Annotated in this window: 23 protein-coding genes; 12 read left to right on the top strand and 11 right to left on the bottom strand. The window is 72.1% G+C overall.

The features are described 5' to 3' along the window. Nucleotides 1-249: 249 nt before the first annotated feature. The 5 genes from GWK25_RS20935 to GWK25_RS20915 all read left to right on the top strand — a co-directional run bounded on the left by GWK25_RS20935 (nucleotide 250) and on the right by GWK25_RS20915 (nucleotide 4,343). On the top strand, nucleotides 250-1,446 hold the full coding sequence (locus tag GWK25_RS20935; protein WP_215452065.1) for an MFS transporter: 1,197 nt from the start codon (nucleotides 250-252) through the stop codon (nucleotides 1,444-1,446). Between the two features lie 179 nt (nucleotides 1,447-1,625). Next, nucleotides 1,626-1,817 (top strand): putative ATP-grasp-modified RiPP, encoded by a 192-nt coding sequence (tgmA, locus tag GWK25_RS20930; protein WP_033525738.1) that lies wholly within the window; start codon nucleotides 1,626-1,628, stop codon nucleotides 1,815-1,817. A gap of 16 nt (nucleotides 1,818-1,833) precedes the next feature. After that, a complete protein-coding gene (gene tgmB, locus GWK25_RS20925; protein WP_215452064.1) occupies nucleotides 1,834-2,817 on the top strand; it encodes an ATP-grasp ribosomal peptide maturase in 984 nt (327 codons plus the stop codon). A 299-nt stretch (nucleotides 2,818-3,116) separates the two neighbouring features. Beyond that, complete coding sequence (locus GWK25_RS20920; protein ID WP_215452063.1) at nucleotides 3,117-3,956, top strand: maleylpyruvate isomerase family mycothiol-dependent enzyme; 840 nt, start codon at nucleotides 3,117-3,119, stop codon at nucleotides 3,954-3,956. 63 nt (nucleotides 3,957-4,019) lie between these two features. Beyond that, nucleotides 4,020-4,343, top strand: a complete 324-nt coding sequence (locus GWK25_RS20915; RefSeq protein WP_215452062.1) for a DUF6332 family protein — start codon at nucleotides 4,020-4,022, stop codon at nucleotides 4,341-4,343. Between the two features lie 92 nt (nucleotides 4,344-4,435). Here the strand turns inward: GWK25_RS20915 and GWK25_RS20910 are convergent, their stop codons facing one another. Beyond that, on the bottom strand, nucleotides 4,436-5,140 hold the full coding sequence (locus tag GWK25_RS20910) for a TetR/AcrR family transcriptional regulator (protein WP_215452061.1): 705 nt from the start codon (nucleotides 5,138-5,140) through the stop codon (nucleotides 4,436-4,438). A 156-nt stretch (nucleotides 5,141-5,296) separates the two neighbouring features. Between GWK25_RS20910 and GWK25_RS20905 the strand changes: the two genes are divergently transcribed. Further along, complete coding sequence (locus tag GWK25_RS20905) at nucleotides 5,297-5,749, top strand: nitroreductase family deazaflavin-dependent oxidoreductase (RefSeq protein ID WP_215452060.1); 453 nt, start codon at nucleotides 5,297-5,299, stop codon at nucleotides 5,747-5,749. A gap of 41 nt (nucleotides 5,750-5,790) precedes the next feature. On the opposite strand, the gene GWK25_RS20900 is transcribed toward GWK25_RS20905, so the two are convergent. Further along, on the bottom strand, nucleotides 5,791-6,996 hold the full coding sequence (locus GWK25_RS20900; RefSeq protein ID WP_184898043.1) for a geranylgeranyl reductase family protein: 1,206 nt from the start codon (nucleotides 6,994-6,996) through the stop codon (nucleotides 5,791-5,793). 182 nt (nucleotides 6,997-7,178) lie between these two features. On the opposite strand from GWK25_RS20900, the gene GWK25_RS20895 reads away from it, so the two are divergent. Beyond that, the gene (locus GWK25_RS20895) at nucleotides 7,179-8,534 is read left to right on the top strand and encodes a dipeptidase (RefSeq protein ID WP_215452059.1); all 1,356 of its coding nucleotides are present in this window, start codon (nucleotides 7,179-7,181) and stop codon (nucleotides 8,532-8,534) included. 129 nt (nucleotides 8,535-8,663) lie between these two features. On the opposite strand, the gene GWK25_RS44305 is transcribed toward GWK25_RS20895, so the two are convergent. The 3 genes from GWK25_RS44305 to GWK25_RS20880 all read right to left on the bottom strand — a co-directional run bounded on the left by GWK25_RS44305 (nucleotide 8,664) and on the right by GWK25_RS20880 (nucleotide 11,133). After that, nucleotides 8,664-9,701: an NUDIX hydrolase gene (locus tag GWK25_RS44305; RefSeq protein WP_215452058.1), complete on the bottom strand. Its 1,038-nt coding sequence runs from the start codon at nucleotides 9,699-9,701 to the stop codon at nucleotides 8,664-8,666. A gap of 167 nt (nucleotides 9,702-9,868) precedes the next feature. Then, entirely contained in the window at nucleotides 9,869-10,111 is a 243-nt protein-coding gene (locus tag GWK25_RS20885) for a hypothetical protein (protein WP_215452057.1), read from the bottom strand. A 65-nt stretch (nucleotides 10,112-10,176) separates the two neighbouring features. Further along, nucleotides 10,177-11,133 (bottom strand): ROK family protein, encoded by a 957-nt coding sequence (locus GWK25_RS20880; RefSeq protein ID WP_215452056.1) that lies wholly within the window; start codon nucleotides 11,131-11,133, stop codon nucleotides 10,177-10,179. Between the two features lie 333 nt (nucleotides 11,134-11,466). Here GWK25_RS20880 and GWK25_RS20875 point away from each other — a divergent pair, with 333 nt between their 5' ends. Together GWK25_RS20875 and GWK25_RS20870 are read left to right on the top strand one after the other, a co-directional pair. Beyond that, nucleotides 11,467-12,516, top strand: a complete 1,050-nt coding sequence (locus GWK25_RS20875; RefSeq protein WP_215452055.1) for a LacI family DNA-binding transcriptional regulator — start codon at nucleotides 11,467-11,469, stop codon at nucleotides 12,514-12,516. A 3-nt stretch (nucleotides 12,517-12,519) separates the two neighbouring features. Continuing rightward, nucleotides 12,520-13,299 (top strand): hypothetical protein, encoded by a 780-nt coding sequence (locus GWK25_RS20870; RefSeq protein WP_215452054.1) that lies wholly within the window; start codon nucleotides 12,520-12,522, stop codon nucleotides 13,297-13,299. A gap of 15 nt (nucleotides 13,300-13,314) precedes the next feature. Here the strand turns inward: GWK25_RS20870 and GWK25_RS20865 are convergent, their stop codons facing one another. After that, nucleotides 13,315-15,153, bottom strand: coding sequence for a serine/threonine-protein kinase (locus tag GWK25_RS20865; protein ID WP_215452053.1), 1,839 nt, complete (start codon nucleotides 15,151-15,153; stop codon nucleotides 13,315-13,317). Nucleotides 15,154-15,298: 145 nt separating this feature from the next. Then, nucleotides 15,299-16,603, bottom strand: coding sequence for an aldolase/citrate lyase family protein (locus tag GWK25_RS20860; RefSeq protein ID WP_215452052.1), 1,305 nt, complete (start codon nucleotides 16,601-16,603; stop codon nucleotides 15,299-15,301). Between the two features lie 189 nt (nucleotides 16,604-16,792). On the opposite strand from GWK25_RS20860, the gene GWK25_RS20855 reads away from it, so the two are divergent. Next, a complete protein-coding gene (locus tag GWK25_RS20855; protein ID WP_308404276.1) occupies nucleotides 16,793-17,698 on the top strand; it encodes an endonuclease/exonuclease/phosphatase family protein in 906 nt (301 codons plus the stop codon). Between the two features lie 58 nt (nucleotides 17,699-17,756). Here the strand turns inward: GWK25_RS20855 and GWK25_RS20850 are convergent, their stop codons facing one another. The 4 genes from GWK25_RS20850 to GWK25_RS20835 form a co-directional block, all read right to left on the bottom strand. Continuing rightward, nucleotides 17,757-18,719 carry an electron transfer flavoprotein subunit alpha/FixB family protein gene (locus tag GWK25_RS20850; RefSeq protein WP_215452050.1) on the bottom strand — a complete coding sequence of 321 codons (963 nt, stop codon included), beginning with the start codon at nucleotides 18,717-18,719 and terminating at the stop codon, nucleotides 17,757-17,759. 52 nt (nucleotides 18,720-18,771) lie between these two features. Next, complete coding sequence (locus GWK25_RS20845) at nucleotides 18,772-19,557, bottom strand: electron transfer flavoprotein subunit beta/FixA family protein (protein WP_045561738.1); 786 nt, start codon at nucleotides 19,555-19,557, stop codon at nucleotides 18,772-18,774. A gap of 204 nt (nucleotides 19,558-19,761) precedes the next feature. Continuing rightward, the gene (locus GWK25_RS20840) at nucleotides 19,762-20,271 is read right to left on the bottom strand and encodes a flavin reductase family protein (RefSeq protein ID WP_215452049.1); all 510 of its coding nucleotides are present in this window, start codon (nucleotides 20,269-20,271) and stop codon (nucleotides 19,762-19,764) included. Between the two features lie 182 nt (nucleotides 20,272-20,453). Then, nucleotides 20,454-20,867: a thioredoxin family protein gene (locus GWK25_RS20835; RefSeq protein ID WP_215452048.1), complete on the bottom strand. Its 414-nt coding sequence runs from the start codon at nucleotides 20,865-20,867 to the stop codon at nucleotides 20,454-20,456. Between the two features lie 75 nt (nucleotides 20,868-20,942). On the opposite strand from GWK25_RS20835, the gene GWK25_RS20830 reads away from it, so the two are divergent. Then, entirely contained in the window at nucleotides 20,943-21,359 is a 417-nt protein-coding gene (locus GWK25_RS20830; protein ID WP_215452047.1) for a DUF4395 domain-containing protein, read from the top strand. 187 nt (nucleotides 21,360-21,546) lie between these two features. Beyond that, nucleotides 21,547-22,275, top strand: a complete 729-nt coding sequence (locus GWK25_RS20825; RefSeq protein ID WP_215452046.1) for a 1-acyl-sn-glycerol-3-phosphate acyltransferase — start codon at nucleotides 21,547-21,549, stop codon at nucleotides 22,273-22,275. Nucleotides 22,276-22,279 lie beyond the last annotated feature (4 nt).

Here is a 22,279-nt window from a genome sequence, read left to right as displayed (position 1 = left end):
AGGCCCCTGTTCCTCAGGAGCCCGGTGACGCCCAACGCCGTGGCGGTGGTGACCTGTTGGCGATGGTCCAGCGCTTCTTCTCCTGCGCCCCCTCCTCGGCGGCCCGATGACGATCTTGGTTCCGGGCAGGATGCGCAGGTCGTTCCCGGGCCGTCCGGCGGCCGTCGGGCGAACCACCTTGCCCCACCTTCGACCCCCACTTAGCCTGGTTTTGTGCCGCGAATAAACAAAACCCGATCGCACAACGCCGTGCCGGGCCACCCCGCCGGCCCCCCACATCTGCGAACCCTCCGTATCGCCATCACCGCCTTCTTCGCCCTCGACGGCTTCGTCTTCGCCGGCTGGGTGGTCAGAATCCCCGCGATCAAGGAACAGACCGGCGCCTCCCCCGGCGCGCTGGGGCTCGCCCTGCTGGGCGTGTCCGCCGGAGCGGTGATCACGATGATGCTCACCGGCCGCCTCTGCCGCCGCTTCGGCAGCCACCCGGTGACGGTCGCCTGTGCCGTGCTGCTGTCCCTCAGCGTGGCGCTGCCCCCACTCACCCACTCGGCGCTCGCCCTGGGTGCGGTGCTCCTGGTGTTCGGCGCTGCCTTCGGCGGGATCAACGTCGCCTTCAACAGCGCCGCCGTCGACCTGGTGGCCGCGCTGGGGCGACCCGTCATGCCCGGTTTCCACGCCGCGTTCAGTCTCGGCGGCATGGTCGGGGCCGGGCTCGGCAGCCTCGTCGCGGGCTCGCTCTCCCCCACCCGTCATCTGCTCGGCATCACCGTGATCGGCCTCCTGGTGACCGCCGTCGCCGCGCCCGCCCTGCTGCGCCACGAACCCCCCGCACCCCTCGACCGCGCCCCTGGCCCCCCCGCCCGGGAGACCGGCCCGCGGGCCCCCGGCCGCCTGGACGCCCGTACGCGCGCGCTGGTGGTCGTCCTCGGCCTGATCGCCGGCTGCACGGCCTACGGCGAGGGGGCGCTGGCCGACTGGGGCGCCCTGCACCTGGAGGCGGACCTGGACGCCTCACCCGGTGTCGCGGCGATCGGTTACTCGTGTTTCGCACTCGCCATGACCGTCGGCCGACTGACCGGAACCACCCTGCTCGAACGTCTGGGCAGGACCACGGTGCTCGTGGCCGGCGGGGCCACCGCGACGGCGGGCATGCTGCTCGGCTCCCTCGCCCCCTCGATCTGGGCGACCCTCCTCGGCTTCGCGGTCACCGGTCTCGGCCTCGCCAACATCTTCCCGGTGGCCATCGAACGGGCCGGGGCGCTGGCCGGTCCGGGCGGTGTCGCGACCGCCTCCACGCTCGGCTATCTCGGCATGCTCCTCGGCCCGCCCGCGATCGGTTTCATGGCCGAGTGGTTCTCCCTGCCCACCGCCCTCACAAGCGTCGCGGTACTCGCCGCGTTCGCCTCCGTCATCGCCTTCGCCACGCGCCACTCGGCCGCGAATTGACCACTCTACGTTGCCCCTTGACCCCTCGCGGTGTATGAAGTCAGCCCTCCGAGAACATGAGGCAACCATTCAGTCGTTCGATTCGTATAACTCCCTGGAGACACTGCGACCCGGCCGAACAGAGGCGGCCGGAGCGTCACCATCCGCTTTTTCCGGATGGTCCCGAACAAGGAGAGACGATGCGACTGTTCGTGCTCAACTACGCTCGCTCCGCTGAGCAGTTGGAGTTCAGCGCTCCGTACACCTACGACTCCGGGCTGCAGTTGAACGTGCTCGCCGATGGGCGGATAGCCGCTCACGACCAGGGTCTTATGCGGGAATTGGGGGCGACGACGTCCACCGCGGGTTCGAAGACCCATTTCGACGACTGAACGCGGACCGGCGACGATGACGGTGCTGATCCTCACCTCCGAACAGGATGTGACGGCGGACCTGGTGGTGGCACAACTGAACAGGACCGGCGTCCCGGTGGTCCGGCTCGACCCCGCCGACCTTCCGGGCGGGGTGGCCCTCTCCGGCGAGTACGTGCACGGCGCCTTCCGCGGGCACCTGTCCGCCGGCGGACGCCTGGTGAGCATGAGCGGACTGCGCTCCATCTGGCTGCGCCGACCAGGGGTCCCGGCCAGCCGGGTCGGCGAGCCCTCCGCCTGGCTGACCGAGGAGTCCTCGCAGGCCCTGTACGGCATGCTGCGCGGCACGGGGGCCCGCTGGATGAACGACCCGGACGCGGCCCGGCGGGCCCGTCACAAGCCGTGGCAGCTGCGGCACGCCCAACGCTGCGGTCTCCCCGTACCGGCCACGCTCATCACCACGTTCCCGCAGGCCGCCCGTGACTTCGCCGAACGCTTCCCGGACCTGGTCGTCAAGCCGGTCTCCGGCACCCACCCGCAGGAGCCGGCCCGCACGGTCCCCACGAGCAGGGTTGCGCCCGGCACCGACTTCGCCGCCGTGGCGTTCGGACCCACGCTGCTGCAGCGCCGGATCGCCAAGGCGGCGGACATCAGGCTCACCGCCGTCGGCGGCCGCATGCTGGCCGCCCGCAAGGCGGCCGCCCCGGACGCGCATCCCGACGACGTCGACGTCCGCTTCACGGCCTCCACCACGCCCTGGCGGCCGGTGGAGGTCCCGGCGCGTACCGCCGCCGCCGTGCGCGCCTACCTCCGGGACGCCGAACTCGCCTACGGCGCCTTCGACTTCGCCGAGGACGCGGACGGGGTCTGGTGGTTCCTGGAGTGCAACCAGTCCGGCCAGTTCGGGTTCGTGGAGATGGACACCGGCCAGCCAATCGCCCGCAGCGTCGCCGAGTGGCTGGCCGAGGGGGAACCGAGGGTGAGGGACCGCCACCACAGCTGCATCCGCGCGTCCCCCTGAGCCCACCGGCGACTCCGGCACACCCCGAGCGCCCGCCCGACCGGCGCGGGCGCTCCACTCGCTGACGGCCACGCGGTGCCAGGCATGCGCGTCGCTCCGGCCGGCTCGACACCCCGGGCATCGCGCCTACCGGGGCGCACACGCCGACTCGGCAACTGCGTCGAGCCGGAGCACTCACGTCGGCTCGGCAGATGGGTCGGCCCGGTACAGGCACTTCGGCCCCGGCCGACACCTCGGCGTAGGCACATGCGTCGGCCCGGAACGGGCGCTGTGCGCGGTTCGTCCGGCAGACTCCTCCCATGGAGACCGCTGAGCACATCAGAGCCCTGGACGAGGAAGGCCGACTGCTCGCCGCGGCCGCCCGCAAGGCCGGCGCGGACGCCGAGGTCCCGACCTGTCCGTCGTGGCGGGTACGGGACCTGGTACGCCACACGGGAGCCGTGCACCGCTGGGCCACGGCCTTCGTCGCCGAGGGGCACCCCACGCCCCGCCCCCTCCCGGACGGGCCGGGAGAACTGGATGGTGACGCGCTGCTGACCTGGTTCGAGGAGGGTCACCGGCGCCTCCTCGACACCCTGCGTGCCGCCCCCGCCGACCTGGACTGCTGGAGCTTCCTGCCCGCCCCCTCCCCACCGGCCTTCTGGGCACGCCGCCAGGCCCACGAGACGGCCGTGCACCGCGCCGACGCGGAGTCCGCCCTCGGCGACGCACCGCGCGCTCACCTCGCCGAGGCCGTCCTGGACCCCACCGCGAACCCCACCGACGACCCCCCGGCGACCATGGCCCCCACCCTGACCACCGACTTCGCCACCGACTTCGCGGTCGACTTCGCGGTCGACGGCATCGACGAACTGCTGCTCGGCTTCCACGCCCGCCCCAAGAGCCGGGTACGCACCGAAGCACCACGTGTCCTGCGGGTGCGCGCGACCGACACGGACGCCCTCTGGACCGTACGGCTGTCGTCCGAACCACCTGCGGCGGAACGCGTGGACGTCTCACACGCCCCGGACGCCGACTGCGAGATCACGGGCCCTGCGTCCCGGCTCTACCTGGCTCTGTGGAACCGGCTCCCCTTCCCCTCCGTCACCGGCGACCCCACACTCGCCGAGCTGTGGCGGGAGACCTCGGGCATCGTCTGAAACCGAACCGGCGGGCGCGTCGGCCTTCTTGTCCGGTACGCCCGCCGCCCCCACACTCGGTCCATGGGGAGACGGACGCAGGCCGAGCGGGACGCGATCACGACAGAGATCGGGTTCGCCCTCTTCGCGGGGGCGGTGATGGCGGGCGCGGCCTATTTCGGCGTGAGCGAGTTCCTGCCGGACGTCGTCGGCTCCCTGCGCGGCCGGGAGGACCTGCTCCGTCACCTCTCGACCGCCGCCACGGTCGTGGTCTTCATCGCGGTCGTCACCATCGTGCTGACCCGCTTCAGGCACGCCCTCCGGCCGGGCCGGCCGGCTGCCGCACCGCCCGCCGGACCCGGCGCGGCTCAGCCCGGCCCACCCGGCCGCAACCACCCGAACTCGTAGTCCTCGTAGGCCAGGGCGACCATCCGGGGGCGCGGTCGCGGCGAGGTCGCCCGGTCGCGCCCAGTCGCCGCCCGCCCGGTCGGTGATCACGTCTACTCCGGGCGCACCACGTCGGCCAGTCCCACATGCCGGGCGAGCCCCTGCGCCGCGTGCCGGAAGAACACCTCACGGTTCTCGACCACCTTGTTGAACTGGCCGAACACCTCGAAGTTGACCAGCCCGAACAACTGGGCCCACGCCCCGACCAGCACCGCGAGCGCCTCCGGCGGCAGATCGGGCGCGAAGTCCTCGGCCATCCGCACCGCCTCGGGCCGCAGCTCGGCGGGCAGCTCCCGCAAGGCCAACGCGTCGGCCAGATGGGCGTCCCGCAGGATCCGGATGAGCACCTGCCCCGTCCGGGCGGCGGCCGGCACCGTCGTCTCGGGCGCGCTGTACCCGGGCACCGGCGAGCCGTAGATCAACGCGTACTCGTGCGGCCGCGCCAGCGCCCACGCCCGCACCCCCTCGCACACGGCGACCCACTGCCCGGCCGGGCTCTCCCCGGCGGCCTTCGCGTGCGCGGCCTCGGCAGCCTCGCCCAGGGACTCGTACGCGTCGATGATCAGCGCCGTGAGCAGCTCGTCACGGCTCGGGAAGTAGCGGTACAACGCGGAGGAGACCATGCCGAGTTCGCGTGCGACGGCCCTCAGCGACAGCTTGGCGGCACCCTCCGCGGCGAGCTGTCTGCGTGCCTCGTCCTTGATGGCGGCGGTGACCTCGATCCGGGCACGGGCGCGAACCCCTCGTGCGGTGCTCATGAAGAGGAGTGTGCCACAGATCAAGAGCACTGCACACAAATGAGAGCACTGCTCTTGCCGCGGAGCACTGATCTCGTGCACACTGCTCTCAAGCGAGAGCAGTGCTCTCTGGAACGCGCACCCACCGACCCGCTCGCCCGCCCACGGAGGAACTCCATGTCGTCGTCGCCCCACTACATCAAGGCCAACCGCGTCGACCGCGCGCTCAACGGCTTCATCGGCTGGCTCGCACGCCACGGCGTCAGCCTCCTCGGCACGGCCGAACTCTCCGTGCGCGGCCGCAGGAGCGGCGAGTGGCGTCGGCTTCCGGTCAATCCGTTGCCGTACGAGGGCGGCCCCTACCTGGTCTCGGCGCGCGGCCACTCGGAGTGGGTGCGCAACATGCGGGCGGCGGGCGGCGGACGGCTCCAGGTGGGCCGCCGGGTGCGGGAGTTCACGGCGGTCGAGCTGCCCGACGAGGAGAAGCCCGCCGTGCTGCGCTCCTACCTGAAGAAATGGGGCTGGGAAGTGGGCCGGTTCTTCGGTGACGTCGACGCCGACTCCAGCGACGCGGAACTGCTCGCCGCCGCGCCGAAGCACCCCGTGTTCCGGATCACCGTCCAGCGGTGACCGGCCGGGGTGCCGGTGGCGACACGAGCGACGGCGTGGGCCTACTTGTCGAACGCGGTCAGCGCACGCTGGGCGATCGGGTGGCTGCGGACGATCTCCCCCAGGGAGGTCGACCCGCGCGTGATGTCGACGAACGCCCGCCAAGCGGGCCGGAATCCGGTGAGCGCCGCGTGGAAGAGCCCCGGCCGCCGCTCGAAGGCGATCAGCAGCCGCTTGCCGACGCTCATCTCGACACCGAGCCCCGCCTTCACGGCGAACGCGTAGTTCAGGGCCTGGCGACGGGTGTCCACCGCGTCATGGGCCTCGGCGATCCGCACCGCCCACTCACCGGCCAGCCGCCCCGAGCGCAGCGCGAAGGAGATGCCCTCCCGGGTCCACGGCTCCAACAGCCCCGCCGCGTCCCCGCAGACCAGCACCCTGCCCCGCGACAGCGGCGAGTCGTCGGCACGGCAGCGCGTCAAGTGCCCGGAGGAGACGCTCGGTTCGAAGCCGGCGAGGCCGAGCCGCCCGATGAAGTCCTCCAGGTACCGCTTGGTGGCGGCGCCTTCACCGCGCGCGGAGATCACCCCGACGGTCAGGGTGTCGCCCTTGGGGAAGACCCATCCGTAACTGCCGGGCATCGGGCCCCAGTCGATGAGGACGCGCCCCTTCCAGTCCTCGGCGACCGTCTCCGGAACGGGGATCTCCGCCTCCAGGCCGAGATCGACCTGGTCGAGCTTCACCCCGACATGTGCCCCTATGCGGCTGGCGCTGCCGTCCGCGCCTACGACCGCACGCGCGAGCAGCGTCTCACCGCCCTGGAGGACGACGGCGACGGTACGCCGGTCGGGCACCGCCGAGCCGTGCTGCTCGACACGGGTGACCGTGACGCCCGTCCGCAGCTCGGCGCCCGCCTTCTGGGCGTGCTCGACGAGCTGCTGGTCGAACTCGGGCCGGTTGATCAGCCCGAAGAGCATCTGTTTCGACTTGCGTGTGCGGGCGTAGCGGCCGTCGAGGGAGAAGGTGACCGCGTGCACCCGGTCCTTGAAGGGCAGTTCGAAACCGGGCGGCAGCGCGTCGCGCGAGGGGCCGATGATGCCGCCGCCGCACGTCTTGTAGCGCGGCAGCTCCGCCTTCTCCAGCAACAGGACGCTGCGTCCCGCGACCGCCGCCGCGTAGGCGGCCGAAGCCCCTGCGGGGCCCGCGCCCACCACGACGACGTCCCACACCCGCTGCACGTCGTCCGCCGAAGAGTTCTCGCTGCTCACGATGGTCTACTGCTCCCGATCCAGCCGCCTGCCGCACCTGTCCCCCGCATCCTACGGCGGGTGACGCCCCGGGCCGCTGTGGGAGGATCGGCAGCGCATGCGCCCTACACCGACACACCGGGCAGGAGCGTGTGCGACCCCGTACCCAGAAGGACAACGTCGCACCCACCAGGAGCGTGCCCATGCCGTCGAACCCGGTCGCCGAGACCGTCGCCTCGCTGATACCCCGGGCGAAGCAGGAGCTCGCCGAACTGGTGGCCTTCAAGTCGGTGGCGGACTTCGACCAGTTCCCGAGGAGCGAGAGCGAGGGCGCCGCGCGCTGGGTCGCCGACGCGCTGCGCGCCGAGGGCTTCCAGGACGTGGCCCTGCTGGACACCCCCGACGGCACCCAGTCCGTGTACGGCTGCCTCCCGGGACCCGTGGGCGCGAAGACGGTCCTCCTCTACGCCCACTACGACGTGCAGCCACCGCTCGACGAGGCCGCCTGGGTGTCGCCGCCGTTCGAGCTGACCGAGCGCGACGGCCGCTGGTACGGGCGGGGCGCCGCCGACTGCAAGGGCGGTGTGATCATGCACCTGCTGGCGTTGCGGGCCCTGAAGGCCGACGGCGGGGTGCCGGTCACGGTCAAGGTGATCGTCGAGGGCTCCGAGGAGATGGGCACGGGCGGCCTCCAGCAGTACGCCGAGGCGCACCCCGAACTGCTCGCCGCCGACACCGTCGTGATCGGGGACGCGGGCAACTTCCGGGTGGGCCTGCCGACGGTCACCACCTCCCTGCGCGGCATGATCCTCATGCGGGTCCGCGTCGACGCCCTCGAAGGCAACCTGCACTCGGGCCAGTTCGGCGGCGCGGCCCCCGACGCGCTGGCCGCGCTGATCCGTGTCCTGGACTCCCTGCGCGCCGAGGACGGCACGACGACCGTCGACGGACTCGCGAGCGACGGGACGTGGGACGGCCTGCGGTACGCCGACGCACAGTTCCGCGAGGACGCCAAGGTGCTCGACGGTGTGGACCTGGTCGGCGCCGGCACCGTCGCCGACCGGATCTGGGCGCGCCCCGCCGCCACCGTGCTGGGCATCGACGCCCCGCCCGTGGTCGGCGCGACCCCGTCGATCCAGGCGAGCGCCCGCGCCCTGATCGGGCTGCGCGTCCCGCCGGGCGTGGACGTCCAGCAGGCGATCAAGCTGCTCGAAGCGCACCTGGTGGCCCACACCCCGTGGAGCGCCCGGGTCACTTGCGAACTCATCGGCCACGGCCAGGCGTTCCGCGCCGACACCTCCAGCCCGGCGTACGAGGCGATGGCGACGGCCATGGCCGTCGCCCACCCGGGTCAGGAGATGCAGTACGCCGGGCACGGCGGTTCCATTCCCCTCTGCAACGCCCTTGCCGCCCTCTACCCCGACGCCGAGATCCTCCTCATCGGGCTCAGCGAACCGGAGGCCCGGATCCACGCGGTCAACGAGAGCGTGTCCCCGGAGGAGTTGGAGCGCATGTCGGTGACGGAGGCGCTGTTCCTGCGCAACTACGCAAACAGCTGAGCGAACCCGCGCCCCGAAAGGGGCGCGGGGCTGTGACATATGCGGCTCCGCCGTGTGGGCGCGAGCAACCAGGACCCACCCGCACCCTCCGCACGACCGACCCGAAACGGCGGGGGCGCTAACAGCCCCCTACACCGGAACCCCGGCCTCCAGGTACAGCGCAGCGCCCCGCTCCCGAGCCCGCAGGGCCCACCGCAACCGCTCGTAGCGAACCGGCGGCAGCAGATCCGCGGCCTCCTCCTCCGTGACGAACCGCCAGTCACGCAGCTCGGTCCCCGGCAGCACGGGCCGCTGCGGACCACTGACGTCCAGTCGCCCGCCGTCGAACAGCAGCCGCAGCCCTCCGTACCTCGGTGCCGCCGGCGCCTCCCAGTCGACGACCAGCAGCCGGGGCACCTCGTCGAGCCGTATCCCGGTCTCCTCCAGCACCTCCCGCACCCCCGCCCTGGCCGGCGCCTCTCCCGCCTCCACGACCCCTCCGGGGAACTCCCACCCGGGCTTGTAGGTCGGATCGACGAGCAGCACCCGGTCCTGCTCGTCGAACAACAGAACCCCCGCGGCGACCGTCTCGGCGGTCGGCTCGGGGGTCTGCACGATGTCGCACACGGGTACGCCGTCGGTGGCCACGGCATCGGCGATGCGCCGCGCGGTCTCGTACGGGGTGAGGGTGCCGGTGTCGACGAGATGGGCGTCCGAGGTGAGCCAGCCGCTCAGCGCGGCGCGGTACGGCGCGATGTGGTCGTACGCCCATTGACGCAGCCGCATCTCGCCGTCGGGGAGGTCTGGCGGAATCTCCCGCCCGGCTATTCGCTCCCGCAGTATCGTTTCGGCCGGGGCCAGGAGCAGATGCCGTACAGGGATGCGGCGGGAGGCGAGGCCGCCGAATATCTCGTCGCGGTACTCCTGGCGGAGCAGGGTCATGGGGACCACGAGGGTGCCGCCCAGCTCGGCGAGCAGTGCGGCGGCGGTCTCGACCACCAGCCGTCGCCAGCTCGGCAGGTCCTGGAAGTCGCCGACCTCGGCGAGGCGTTTGGCCGGCAGCATGTGCGTCAGGGCGCCGCCGATGACCTCGGGGTCGAAGAGCGTGCTGTTCGGGATCAGTTCGATCAGTTCCCGTGCGGTGGTGGTCTTCCCCGCACCGAACGCACCGTTGATCCAGACGATCACGGTTCCCCCTCTTCTGTTGACCCCCTGAGGCTTGCCCTCCACTCCGCCACGGAAACCAGCCGCTGATGAGGAGCCGGAATACGACGACGGCGGGCCCGCCGAAGCGGGCCCGCCGTGCGCGGTGCGTGGGGCGGCGGACGGAGGATCCGCCTCCCGCCACCAGGACGTCAGCCCTGCTTGCCGTCCTTGCCCTCCTGCCCCAGGCCTCCCAGGGCGTCGTCGTCGACCGCCAGGCTGTCGCTGGAGACGGTCTGGCCGACCTCGCCGAGCGTGCCCTCGACGTCCAGTTTGCTCAGTGCGTCGGTCTTGCCGAGCGTGTCGGCGGCTTCGAGACCGTGCGACGGCGTGACGGCCGCGACGACGAAACCGGTGGCGAGGGAGGCGATGGCGAGCATGCTGCGCTTCTTCATGCCCCGCTCAACTGCCCAAGCCCCCGAGGGGTCACGCCCGGTTTCCGCGTTTCCTCTCGCGCCGGTCACTCCGTCCCGGATCCCGGCCCGCTCCGTCGTCCGGTCAGCGCCGCCGCGGCCGCGCCGACCAGGCCCGCGTCGGTCCCCATCACGGCGGGGGCGATGGTCAGGTCCTGGACGAAGGAGAGGGTGGCGTAGTTCTTGAGGGCGGTGCGGAGCGGGGCGAAGAGAACGTCACCGGCGTTCGCGACGCCACCGCCGATGACCGCGAGATCGATCTCGACGAGGGTGGCGGTGGCCGCGATCCCGGCGGCGAGGGCCTGCGCGGCCCGTTCGAACGAGGCCACGGCGACCGGGTCGCCGGCCCGCGCCGCGGCGGCGACCGCGGCGGCGGAGGTGTCGCCGTCGGGCCCGGGCCGCCAGCCGTTCTCCAGGGCGCGGCGGGCGATGTTGGGCCCGCTGGCGATGCGCTCGACACAACCGCGGGCGCCGCACGGGCACGCGTCACCGTCGAGGTCGACGCTGATGTGACCGATGTGCCCGGCGTTCCCGGTGGGGCCCGTGTGCAGTTTCCCGCCGAGGACGAGGCCGCCGCCGACGCCCGTCGACACGACCATGCACAGCGCGTTGTCGTGGCCGCGCGCGGCACCCTGCCAGTGCTCGGCCGCCGTGATGGCCGCGCCGTCGCCGATCAGCTCGACGGGCAGCCCACCGGTCACGCCCCGGACCCGCTCGACGAGAGGGAAGCCACGCCAGCCGTGGATGTTCACCGGACTCACCGTTCCGGCGGAGGCGTCCACCGGTCCGGCGCTGCCGATGCCCACCGCCGTCGCCCCGCTCCACCGCGGATCGGCGGCCAGGTCGCCGAACACCTCCTCGACGGCCCGCATCACGGTGTCGCCGTCCTCCCGCGCGGGCGTCGGGCGCTGTGCGCGCACCAGGATCCGGCCGTGGCCGTCCACCAGCGCCCCGGCGATCTTGGTGCCGCCTATGTCGAGCGCGGCCACGAGGTCGGTCTGCATCAGTGTCAGTTCTCCCGCTGCGAGTCTCCTACCGGGCGCCCGAATCCTGCGACACCCGGCTCTCCGGCCGGAAAACCGGCAGCACGACGATCGCCTGGTGGGGGGCGCCGGCCAGAGAATGCGATAGACAGTCTCCCCCGGCTGTGACAACGTTGTCCAGGCTCTATGCTCGACGGCGTATCCACAACAGCCGCACCGTTTCCACACGACACCACCGACCGCGACGCAACCGCACCACCGATCGCGGCGCCGACCCCGGCGCACCCGCGCCACCGACCGGACCGCGGCCGCACCCGCGACCGCCCCCGTGGACGACAGGACAGGACAGCGCACGTGCCCGAGACCGCAGCCGGCATCAGCCGCCGCCCCGAGAACCGCTACGGCAACCGTCCCACGATGAAGGACGTCGCGGCCCGGGCCGGGGTGGGCCTGAAGACGGTCTCCCGGGTGGTGAACGGCGAGCCGGGCGTCACCCCGGACACCGAGCGCAGGGTCCAGGAGGCCATCGAGGCGCTCGGCTTCCGGCGCAACGACAGCGCCCGGGTGCTGCGCAAGGGCCGCACGGCCAGCATCGGCCTGGTCCTGGAGGACCTCGCCGACCCGTTCTACGGCCCGCTCAGCCGGGCGGTGGAGGAGGTCTCCCGGGCCCACGGGTCGCTGCTGATCAACGGGTCCAGCGCGGAGGACCCGGACCGCGAGCAGGAGTTGGCGCTGGCGCTGTGCGCCCGCCGGGTGGACGGGCTCGTGATCGTCCCGGCCGGTGACGACCACCGGTACCTGGAGCCCGAGATCAGGGCGGGCGTCGCCATGGTGTTCGTGGACCGCCCGGCCGGGCGGATCGACGCCGACGTGGTGCTCGCGGACAGTTTCGGCGGGGCCCGTGACGGTGTCGCCCATCTCATCGCCCACGGCCACCGCCGGATCGGCTTCATCGGCGACATGCCCCGTATCCACACCGCCGCCGAGCGGCTGCGCGGCTATCGGGCGGCCATGGAGGACGCCGGCATACCCGTCGAGGACGCGTGGATGTCGCTGGGCGTCACCGATCCCGAGCGGGTCCGCAGGGCGGCCGAGGACATGCTGTCGGGCCCCTCGCCCGTGACGGCGGTCTTCGCCGGCAACAACCGGGTGACGGTCACGGTCGTACGGGTCCTCGCCGAGCACACCCGTCCGGTCGCCCTCGTGGGCTTCGACGACTTCGAGCTGGCCGATCTGCTCCGGCCGGGCATCACCGTCGTCGCTCAGGATCCCTCCCGGCTCGGCCGCACCGCCGCCGAACGGCTCTTCCAGCAGCTGGACGGCTCCCTCGTCGCCCCCGAGCGCATCGAGCTGCCGACCCGGCTGATCGTCCGCGGCTCGGGCGAACTCCCACCCGCGGACTGACCCTTGGACGCCCCCGACCCTCGTACGCTCGAAGCGCTCGGCCTCGCCGTGGCGCCGCGCGAGGACCCGCTGAGCTATCCCGGCACGTGGCCGGCCGAGTCCGCACTCCTGGACGGCAACCGGATGCTGCCGCTGGACACGCTGGTCTTCGAGGACCGGCTGCCGGTGCTCTCCGTCGGCTCCAACGCCTGTCCGGCGCAGCTCGTCCACAAGATGGCGGAGCGCGGGGTCGCGTGCCGGATCCCCATGGTCAAGGCCCGGGTCACGGGCATCGGGATCGGTGTCTCCGCCCATGTGAGCCTGCTCGGCTACCTCTCGGGGTCGCCGTTCCACTCCCCCGGCTCGACCGCCGACCTGTTCCTCACCTGGCTCGACGAGGCCCAGCTCGCCGTGGTCGACGCCAGCGAGGGCGTCGACTCACCGACCGGCAACTTCCAGCGGGCCGCCCTGCCCGCCGCCGACTTCCGGGTCGAGCTGGAGTCGGGCCAGGTCCTCGACCACGCCTGGATCTACGTCAACCGGTGGGGCGTGCTGCGCGACGGCGGCCCGGACCCCCGCCCCCATCCCGGCCGTCAGCGCCCGCTGCTCACCGAACTCCTCGATGCCTCGGCCGAGTTGCGCGAGCTGTTCGGCACCACGCCCGAGGAGTTCGCCGCCCGTGCGCGCGGCAACCGGGAACTGTGCGTCCGGGGCAGGGAGTTGTTCGCCGAGCGGAGGTGGACGACGGTGTCGGGCCTGGAGCAGTACGTACGGCCGCACCCGGGGACCCGGGTGCGGCCGTGACGGCGGGTACCGGCCTCAGCAGACCGGGAGGCCGGGCACCGGGGCGTCGTTGTCGCCGCCCTGGATGTAGACGTCGCTGACCCAGACATCGGTGTTGCCGCTGTCGTCGTCGGTCTTGGCCCACCAGACGTTGGTCCACTCGCCGGAGGTCTCGCGGCGGCCCAGGTTGGACTGACAGTAGAAGTAGTTGATGCCCTGCCTGAGGATGCCGACCTCGGTCCCGGCGGCCGTGTAGGACTTGGCGGTGGTCCAGACGGTGCAGTTGTACTTGCCGCCGCCGATGGAGTGGCAGACCGGTTCCTCGGTGGTCCCGCCGCCGGTCGTGCCCCCGGTCGTGCTCCCGCCGGTGGTGCCGCCCGAGGTGTCGGAGCCTCCCGTGCCGGCGCCGGTGGTGCCGCCGCTCGCGTTCTTCGTCGGCGACGCGGACGCCTCAGGCGCCTTGCCGTCCTTCTCGGCCTCGTCGGTCTTCTCGTCGGGACTCGCGGACTTCTTGTCGTCCTTCTCCTTCGCGGCCGAGTCGTCGGTGAGGTCGACCGTGCCCCGGCTGCGGCCCGGGGAAGGTGTGCCGCTGTCGGTCGCGTCGACGGAGGGGCGGGCGCCCGTCTCCTTGCTGTCGTCGCCGTTCAGCAGGGCGACCGTGACTCCTGTGGCCGCGAGCACGACGGTGACGGCCACGGCGGCGAGCAGGGCGCGGCCCTTGCGCGGACGGCCGCCGGTGGAGGAGACGGTGGTGACGGGACCCGAGGGGGGCGCGGGCGTGCCCGCGGCGGGGCTCCCGACGGCCGGGGAGGCGCCGGTGCCGGGACCGGCGAGCGGCTGGGGAGGTCCGAAGCCGGGGGTCGGTGCGGGCGCGCCGAATCCCGCGGCCGTCCCGGCCGCCGGGGTCTCCGCGGTCGGCGGCCCGAACCCGGGCGGCACCGAGGGGACACTGTGCTGGGTCTCCGCCCTGGGCTGCGGCGCGGGCGCGGTGGCCCCGGTCGTCGAGGGGTCGAGCGGGCCGCCGGAGGCCACGGCCTCCAGCAGTGCGCGGGCCGCGTCGGCGTCCGGGCGGAACTCCGGCCGCTTGTCCATGAGTTGCCGCAGCACCGGTCCGAGGGGCCCGGCCCGCCGGGGTTCGGGCAGCTCGTCGGTCACGATCGCGGTGAGCGTCGACCAGGTGGACGTACGCCGGAACGGGGACGAGCCCTCCACGGCCGCGTAGAGGGTGGCGCCGAGGGCCCAGACGTCGGAGGCGGGGCCGGGGTCGTTGCCCTGGGCGCGTTCGGGGGCCAGGTAGTCGAGGGAGCCGACGAGTTCGCCGCTGCGGGTGAGGTGCGTGGCTGAGCCGTCGCCCGGGTTCTCCATCGTGGCGATGCCGAAGTCGGTGAGGACGACGCGGCCCGACCGGTCCAGCAGGATGTTGCCGGGTTTGACGTCCCGGTGCAGCACACCGACCCGGTGGGCGGCGGCGAGGGCGTCCATGACCTTGGCGCCGATGGCGGCGGCCTCACGCGGGTCGAGCAGGCCCCGGTCGCTGAGGACGTCGTCCAGGGACGGCCCGTCGACCAGCTCCATCACGATCAGCGGGCGGCCGTCGACCTCGGCCACGTCGTGCACGGCGACGACTCCGGGGTGCCGGACACGGGCGGCGGCCCGGGCCTCGCGCTGCATGCGCAGCCCCAGGTCGGCCAGTTCGGGCGCCCCGGCGTCCGTGTAGGTGCGCAGTTCCTTGAGGGCGACCTCGCGGTGGAGCACCTCGTCCACGGCCCGCCAGACGACGCCCATGCCGCCGCGTCCGAGCTGCTCCACGATCCGGTACCGCCCGGCGAGGATCCGCCCGGCATCGTCCGTCTGTTCGTTCGCCCCCGAAGACACCCGCGCCTCGTTCCTGTGACACACCGATGAATGGCGTAAGCCTAAGCGGTGGTCGGGGGCGCTCCTGACCGTCGGCGGCGGCTGTCACAGGACCGCTACGCACCCCGCCGCCGACCCACCCGTCCGTACCGTCCCGTACCGGTTCCTAGTGGCCGGAGACGGTCAGATCCGCCCGCCTCGGCGCGGCGAAGCCCTCCAGATCGGCGCGGGTCAGGCCGGTCGCCCCGGAGACCTCGTCGAGGTCGAGGGCGCCGCAGTCCAGGCCGCGCAGCAGATAGCCGCTGAGCGCCTTGGCGGTCGCCGGCTCGTCCATCACGTCGCCGCCCGCGCGGTTGGCGTAGCGGGAGAGGCGGGCGGCGGCCTGCGCGTACCCCTCCCGGTAGAAGGCGAAGACGGCCGCGTAGCGGGTCGGGATGTGGCCCGGGTGCATGTCCCAGCCCTGGTAGTAGGCGCGGGCCAGGGCGCGGCGGGTGAGGCCGTAGTGCAGTCGCCAGGCGTCGTGGACCTGGGCGGTCGGGCCGACGGGCAGGACGTTCGTCGAGCCGTCCGAGACGCGTACGCCGGTGCCGGCGGCCGCGACCTGCATGATCGCCTTGGCGTGGTCGGCGGCCGGGTGGTCGCTGGCCTGGTGGGCGGCGGAGACGCCGAGGCAGGCGCTGTAGTCGAAGGTGCCGTAGTGCAGCCCGGTGGCACGGCCCTCGGCGGCTCCGATCATCCGGGCGACGGTGGCGGTGCCGTCGGCGGCGAGGATGGACTGGCTGGTCTCGATCTGGATCTCGAAGCCGATCCGGCCGGGTTCCAGGCCGCGCGCCTTCTCGAAGGCCTCCAGCAGCCGGACCATGGCGGTGACCTGCTCGGCGTAGGTCACCTTGGGCAAGGTCAGGACCAGTCCGTCGGGCAGGCCGCCGGCCTCCAGGAGGCCCGTGAGGAAGATGTCGAGGGTGCGGATGCCCCGGTCGCGGACCGGTGCCTCCATGCACTTCATGCGGATGCCCATGTACGGGGCGGCCGTGCCGTCCGCATGAGCCCGGGCGATGAGCCGGGCGGCGCGGGCGGCGGCCTCGTCCTCCTCGGCGTCGGGGCGGGCCCCGTAGCCGTCCTCGAAGTCGACCCGGAGGTCCTCGATCGGTTCGCGCTCCAGTTTGGCGCGGACGCGGTCGTACACGGGTTCGGCGAGGTCGTCGCGGAGGCCGAGGACGGCGGCGAAGGACGCCGCGTCGGGGGCGTGCTCGTCGAGGGCGGCGAGGGCCCGGTCGCCCCAGGTGCGCAGGGTGTCGGCGGCGAAGACGTCGCCGGGGACGTAGACGGTGTGCACGGGCTGGCGCGTGCCGGGGTCGCCCGGGTAGCGGCGCTCCAGCTCCGCGTCGACGGGGGCGAGGGCGGCGCTGATCTCCTCGCTGACGGCGCCCGCGAGACTCGTCGCCACGTTCTCCTGTCGGCCCTGCCCCATTCCAAACCCTCCGCTTTCCGCAGTACGGAATCAACAATCCGCATAACGAAGCTAACTGTCGATCTTCGCCACGGTCAACACCCTCCGGATGTGGGATTACCCAAGCTCTTTGCCTGGTCACCGCCGATCTGGCCTCTTCATCCGTATCAGTAGGCAAGCTTCATGGTGACTCGCAGGGGAGGACTTCGCGTGCCGAAAGAGGTCGGAGTGACGCGCCGCCAGGGACTCAGGTCCGCGGCGGCCGCCGCCATCGCTGTGCCACTGCTGACGACGGCGGGCTCGTCACAACCGGCGTCCGCCGGTGAGTACGCGGGCGCGTTGAACGTCATGACGTTCAACGTGCGCTTCGCGACCGTCGTCGACAGCACACCGCGCTGGGCCGTTCGCCGCCCGGTGATGCGGGAACTGCTGCGTCGCGAGCGACCGCACGTCATCGGCACCCAGGAAGGGCTCTACCAGCAGCTGCGCATGATCGAGAAGGATCTGGGCGGGCACTACGACTGGATCGGCACCGGCCGAGGGGGCGGCAGCAAGGACGAGTTCATGGCGATCTTCTACGACACCCGCAGACTCGATCCGATCGAGTTCGACCACTTCTGGCTGTCCGACACCCCGTACACGGTCGCCTCCAACACCTGGGGCGCGGACTGGCTGCGCATGGTGACCTGGGTGAAATTCGCCGATCTGGCCGACGAGGGCCGGGAGTTCTACGTCCTGAACACCCATCTGGACAGCGTCAGCCAGTACGCCCGGGAGCGTTCGGCGAAGCTGATCGGCGAGACGATCGCCGGCTGGGACCGCTCGGCACCGGTGGTCGTCACCGGCGACTTCAACGCGGCCGCCCACGACAACCGGGTGTACGACCTGATGCTGGGCAACGGCCTCGTGGACGCCTGGGACGCCGCCGCCTCGCGCACCGAGGCGTACGGGACGTACCACGGCTACCGGGCGCTCAAGCCCGACGGCAGGCGCATCGACTGGATCCTCACCTCGCCCGGGGTGACCACGCACTGGGCGGCGATGAACACCTTCTCGAGGGGCGGGACATACCCGAGCGACCACCTGCCGGTGCAGGCCTCGCTGACCCTGGGATGAGCCGAGGCCCCCGCGACCGCGCGAACGGTCGTGGGGGCCTCGGCAGGACCGGTGAGGCTCAGCCCTTGCGGGCCTTGATCTCCTCGGTGAGCTGGGGGACGACGTCGAAGAGGTCGCCGACCACGCCGTAGTCGACGAGGTCGAAGATCGGGGCCTCGGCGTCCTTGTTGACGGCCACGATGGTCTTCGAGGTCTGCATGCCGGCGCGGTGCTGGATGGCACCGGAGATGCCGTTGGCGATGTACAGCTGCGGGGAGACCGACTTGCCGGTCTGGCCGACCTGGTTGGTGTGCGGGTACCAGCCGGCGTCCACCGCGGCGCGGGAGGCGCCGACGGCCGCGCCGAGGGAGTCGGCGAGGGCCTCGATGAGGGCGAAGTTCTCGGTGCCGTTGACGCCGCGGCCGCCGGAGACCACGATCGCGGCCTCGGTCAGCTCCGGGCGGCCGGTCGACTCGCGCGGGGTGCGGCCGGTGACCTTGGTGCCGGTGGCCAGCGCGCCGAAGGTGACGTCCAGGGCCTCGACGCTGCCTGCGGCCGGGGCGGCCTCCACGGCGGCGGAGTTGGGCTTGACCGTGATGACCGGGGTGCCCTTGGAGACACGGGACTTGGTGGTGAAGGAGGCGGCGAACACCGACTGCGTGGCCACCGGGCCCTCGTCGGACGCCTCCAGGTCGACGGCGTCGGTGATGATGCCCGAGCCGATGCGCAGCGCGAGACGGGCGGCGATCTCCTTGCCCTCGGCGGAGGAGGAGACCAGCACGGCGGCCGGGGAGACGGCGGCGACGGCGGCCTGCAGCGCGTCGACCTTGGGAACGACCAGGTAGTCGGCGTACTCGGCGGCGTCGTGGGTGAGGACCCGAGCCGCGCCGTGCTCGGCGAGGGAGGCGGCGGTGTCGGCGGCACCGGCGCCGAGCGCGACGGCGACGGGCTCGCCGATGCGACGGGCCAGGGTCAGCAGCTCCAGGGTGGGCTTGCGGACGGCACCGTCCACGTGGTCGACGTAGACGAGAACTTCAGCCATGGGATTGCTCTCCTGCGAAACGAAGTTGAGGGGCGGTCGGCGGGTGCGGGGCTCAGATGAACTTCTGGCCCGCGAGGAACTCAGCGAGCTGCTTGCCGCCCTCGCCCTCGTCCTTGACGATCGTGCCGGCGGTACGCGCCGGGCGCGCGGCCGCGGAGTCGACAGCCGTCCAGGCGCCCTCCAGACCGACTTCCTCGGCCTCGATGTCGAGGTCGGACAGGTCCCAGGACTGAACCGGCTTCTTCTTGGCCGCCATGATGCCCTTGAAGGACGGGTAACGCGCCTCGCCCGACTGGTCGGTGACCGACACGACCGCCGGCAGGGATGCCTCAAGCTGTTCGGAGGCGGCGTCGCCGTCACGGCGGCCCTTGACCACGCCGTCCTCGACGGAGACCTCGGAGAGCAGCGTGACCTGCGGGACACCCAGCCGCTCGGCGAGCAGCGCCGGGACGACACCCATGGTGCCGTCGGTGGAGGCCATGCCGGAGATCACCAGGTCGTAACCGGCCTTCTCGATCGCCTTCGCCAGCACCAGCGAGGTACCGATGGCGTCGGTGCCGTGCACATCGTCGTCCTCGACGTGGATCGCCTTGTCCGCACCCATCGACAGCGCCTTGCGCAGCGCGTCCTTGGCGTCCTCCGGACCCACGGTCAGCACGGTGATCTCGGCGTCGTCGGCCTCGTCGGCGATCTGCAGCGCCTGCTCGACCGCGTACTCGTCCAGCTCGGAGAGCAGACCGTCCACGTCGTCACGGTCGACGGTCAGGTCATCGGCGAAGTGCCGGTCGCCAGTGGCGTCGGGCACGTACTTCACAGTGACAACGATCCTCAAGCTCACGCCGGCTCTCCTACTGCATCGTCATTTCTGGGCTGCCTTCTTCCAGGCAGCATAGGCGCCTGAAGCGGCCGATCCCGATCGGGGCGACCTGCGCTCCGGTCGAAATATTACTCGCCAGTACGACGCTTACGTTCCCGCATCTCGTGCCCGCTAAGCAAGCGCTTTGAACTGTGAGTTAGGCAACCCTGCGTAATCGCGCGGGAATCAGTCTCGCAGACCGTTGAAGCGGCCCTGGTGATACAGCAGCGGCCGGCCGGCGCCCGAGGGATCCCCCACCACCACCTCGGCGAGGACGATGCGGTGCTCGCCGGCCGGGACCCGCGCCACCACCCGGCAGACCAGCCAGGCGAGCACGTCGTCGAGGACCGGAACTCGCTCCGGGCCGCTACGCCATCCGGTGGGCGCCCCGAACCGGTCGGCGCCGCTGCGGGCGAAGGTGGCCGCCAGCTCCCGCTGGTGCTCCCCGAGTATGTGCACGCCGATGTGCTCCGCCTCAGAGATCACCGGCCAGCTGGAGGCGCCGGTGCCGATACCGAACGAGAGCAGCGGGGGATCGGCGGAGACCGAGCTGAGCGAGGTGGCGGTGAAGCCGACGGGTCCGGCGGCACCCTGGGCCGTGATCACCGCCACACCGGCTGCATGGCGCCGGAAGACGGAGCGCAGGAGGTCGGGGGAGGCGAGCCGGGGCGAACCGAGGCCGGAGGTGGCCGTCATGGAGATGTCCTTCTGGTGGAGTCGACGGGCTGGTCCGTGAAGAGCTCAGGTTCCCGGACAGCGCGAACCCGCCGTGCGGACGAGGTCCACATGGACGCGCTCGAAAAGAAGGATTTCCGGTGGCATACGGTCAGGCTGACGACGGGTGACACGTATCGTCAAGAGCGTTCCGGTATGCGGTGTCACACGGCCTCGCCCAGCGCGGCGATCACATCCGCCTTGCGCGGCTGTCCGGTCGCCCTGCGCACGATCCGGCCATCGGCGTCGAGCACGAGCACGGTCGGCGTCTTGAGGATGTCGAACCGGCGCACGAGGTCCAGGTGTTCCTCGGCGTCGATCTCCACATGGGCGACGCCCGGCACCATCGCGGCCACGTCGGCGAGGACCCTGCGGGTCGCCCGGCAGGGGGCACAGAAGGCACTGGAGAACTGCACCAGCGTGGCCCGGCCCCCGAGCTCCTCCCCCAACTCCGCCGCGCCGAGCCGCTTGTCGCCGTCCCGCCCGCGCACCCTGACCCTCCCGCTCCGCCGCCGATGCAGCACTCCGTAGGCGCTCGCCGCCGCGAGCACCAGTCCACACACCACAAGTCCGGTCACAGCGTGCTTCAGCGTTCACGAGACTGCAAAGATTCCCGCCTCCCCACGGAGATTGGCCTGCGGAATGCTTGACGCATGGACATCGATGTGAGGGGACCCCGCTTCGGGGCCGCCGTGACGACCGCGGTGCTGGCGGTCGTGCTGATCACCGGCAGCGCGTGGCTGCTGGCCTGGCAGACGTTCGCGTTCGCGCTGGGCGCGGCGGGCGGGGTGGGGCGTTCGCCGTACGGCCGTGTCTTCCGCGCGCTCGTCCGACCGCGTCTCGGGCCGCCGACGGAGTTCGAGGCGCCGGAGCCGCCGCGGTTCGCCCAGGGAGTCGGGCTGGTCTTCGCGCTGGTGGGCCTGGTCGGCTTCACGGTCGGGCCGGGGTGGCTGGGACTGGCGGCGACCGGCGCGGCGCTCGCCGCGGCCTTCCTGAACGCGGTGTTCGGGTACTGCCTGGGGTGCGAGATGTACCTGCTGGTCCGGCGGGCGACCATACGCGCGCGGTGACGTCCTGGTGAACGACCAGCGGTCGATCGTGTGTCCGACGTGACGAGAATCTCGCCCGCGGCCGGTGCCAGGACTGGCTACTCGTGCGTTCTTGGGGCACGATCTGCGAGATGCCGTAAACCTACGGCTGCGTAACCTCCCGCCGGGAGCCCCTCTTCCCAGGCAGAGAGAAGGGTCCACTCCGCCCATGGCAGAGCTTGTCTACCGTCCCGCTGTCGGTCTCGCCCACACCCTGTTCAAGGTCTGGGACCTGAAGATCGACTGCAAGGGTTCGGAGAACATCCCGCGCCAGGGCGGCGCCGTGCTGGTGAGCAATCACATCAGCTACCTGGACTTCATCTTCGACGGCCTGGCGGCGCTCCCGCAGAAGCGGCTGGTGCGCTTCATGGCCAAGGAGTCGGTGTTCCGGCACAAGATCTCCGGTCCGCTGATGCGCAACATGCGGCACATTCCGGTCGACCGCGAGCAGGGTGAGGCGGCCTACGCGCACGCGCTGGACTCGCTGCGTTCCGGCGAGATCATCGGCGTCTTCCCCGAGGCCACCATCTCCCAGTCGTTCACGCTGAAGAGCTTCAAGTCGGGCGCCGCCCGGCTGGCCCAGGAGGCGGGCGTCCCGCTGATCCCCATGGCCGTGTGGGGCACCCAGCGGCTGTGGACCAAGGGCCACCCGCGCAACTTCAAGCGCAGCCACATCCCGATCACCATCCGGGTCGGCGAGGCGATAGAGGCCTCCAAGGACAAGTACGCGGGCGCCATCACCCGCCAACTCCGCGAGCGGGTGCAGGAGTTGCTGGAGGCGGCGCAGCGCGCCTACCCGGTCCGCCCCAAGGGCCCGGACGACACCTGGTGGATGCCCGCCCACCTCGGCGGCACGGCCCCGACCCCGGAGCAGGTCCGCGAGGCCGAGGCCCGCTGACCCG

The sequence above is a fragment of the Streptomyces sp. ATCC 21386 genome, assembly GCF_018728545.1.
GTDB lineage: Bacteria > Actinomycetota > Actinomycetes > Streptomycetales > Streptomycetaceae > Streptomyces.
The sequence above is the reverse complement of the archived record's forward strand: the minus strand, read 5'-3'. Positions and strand labels throughout refer to the sequence as shown.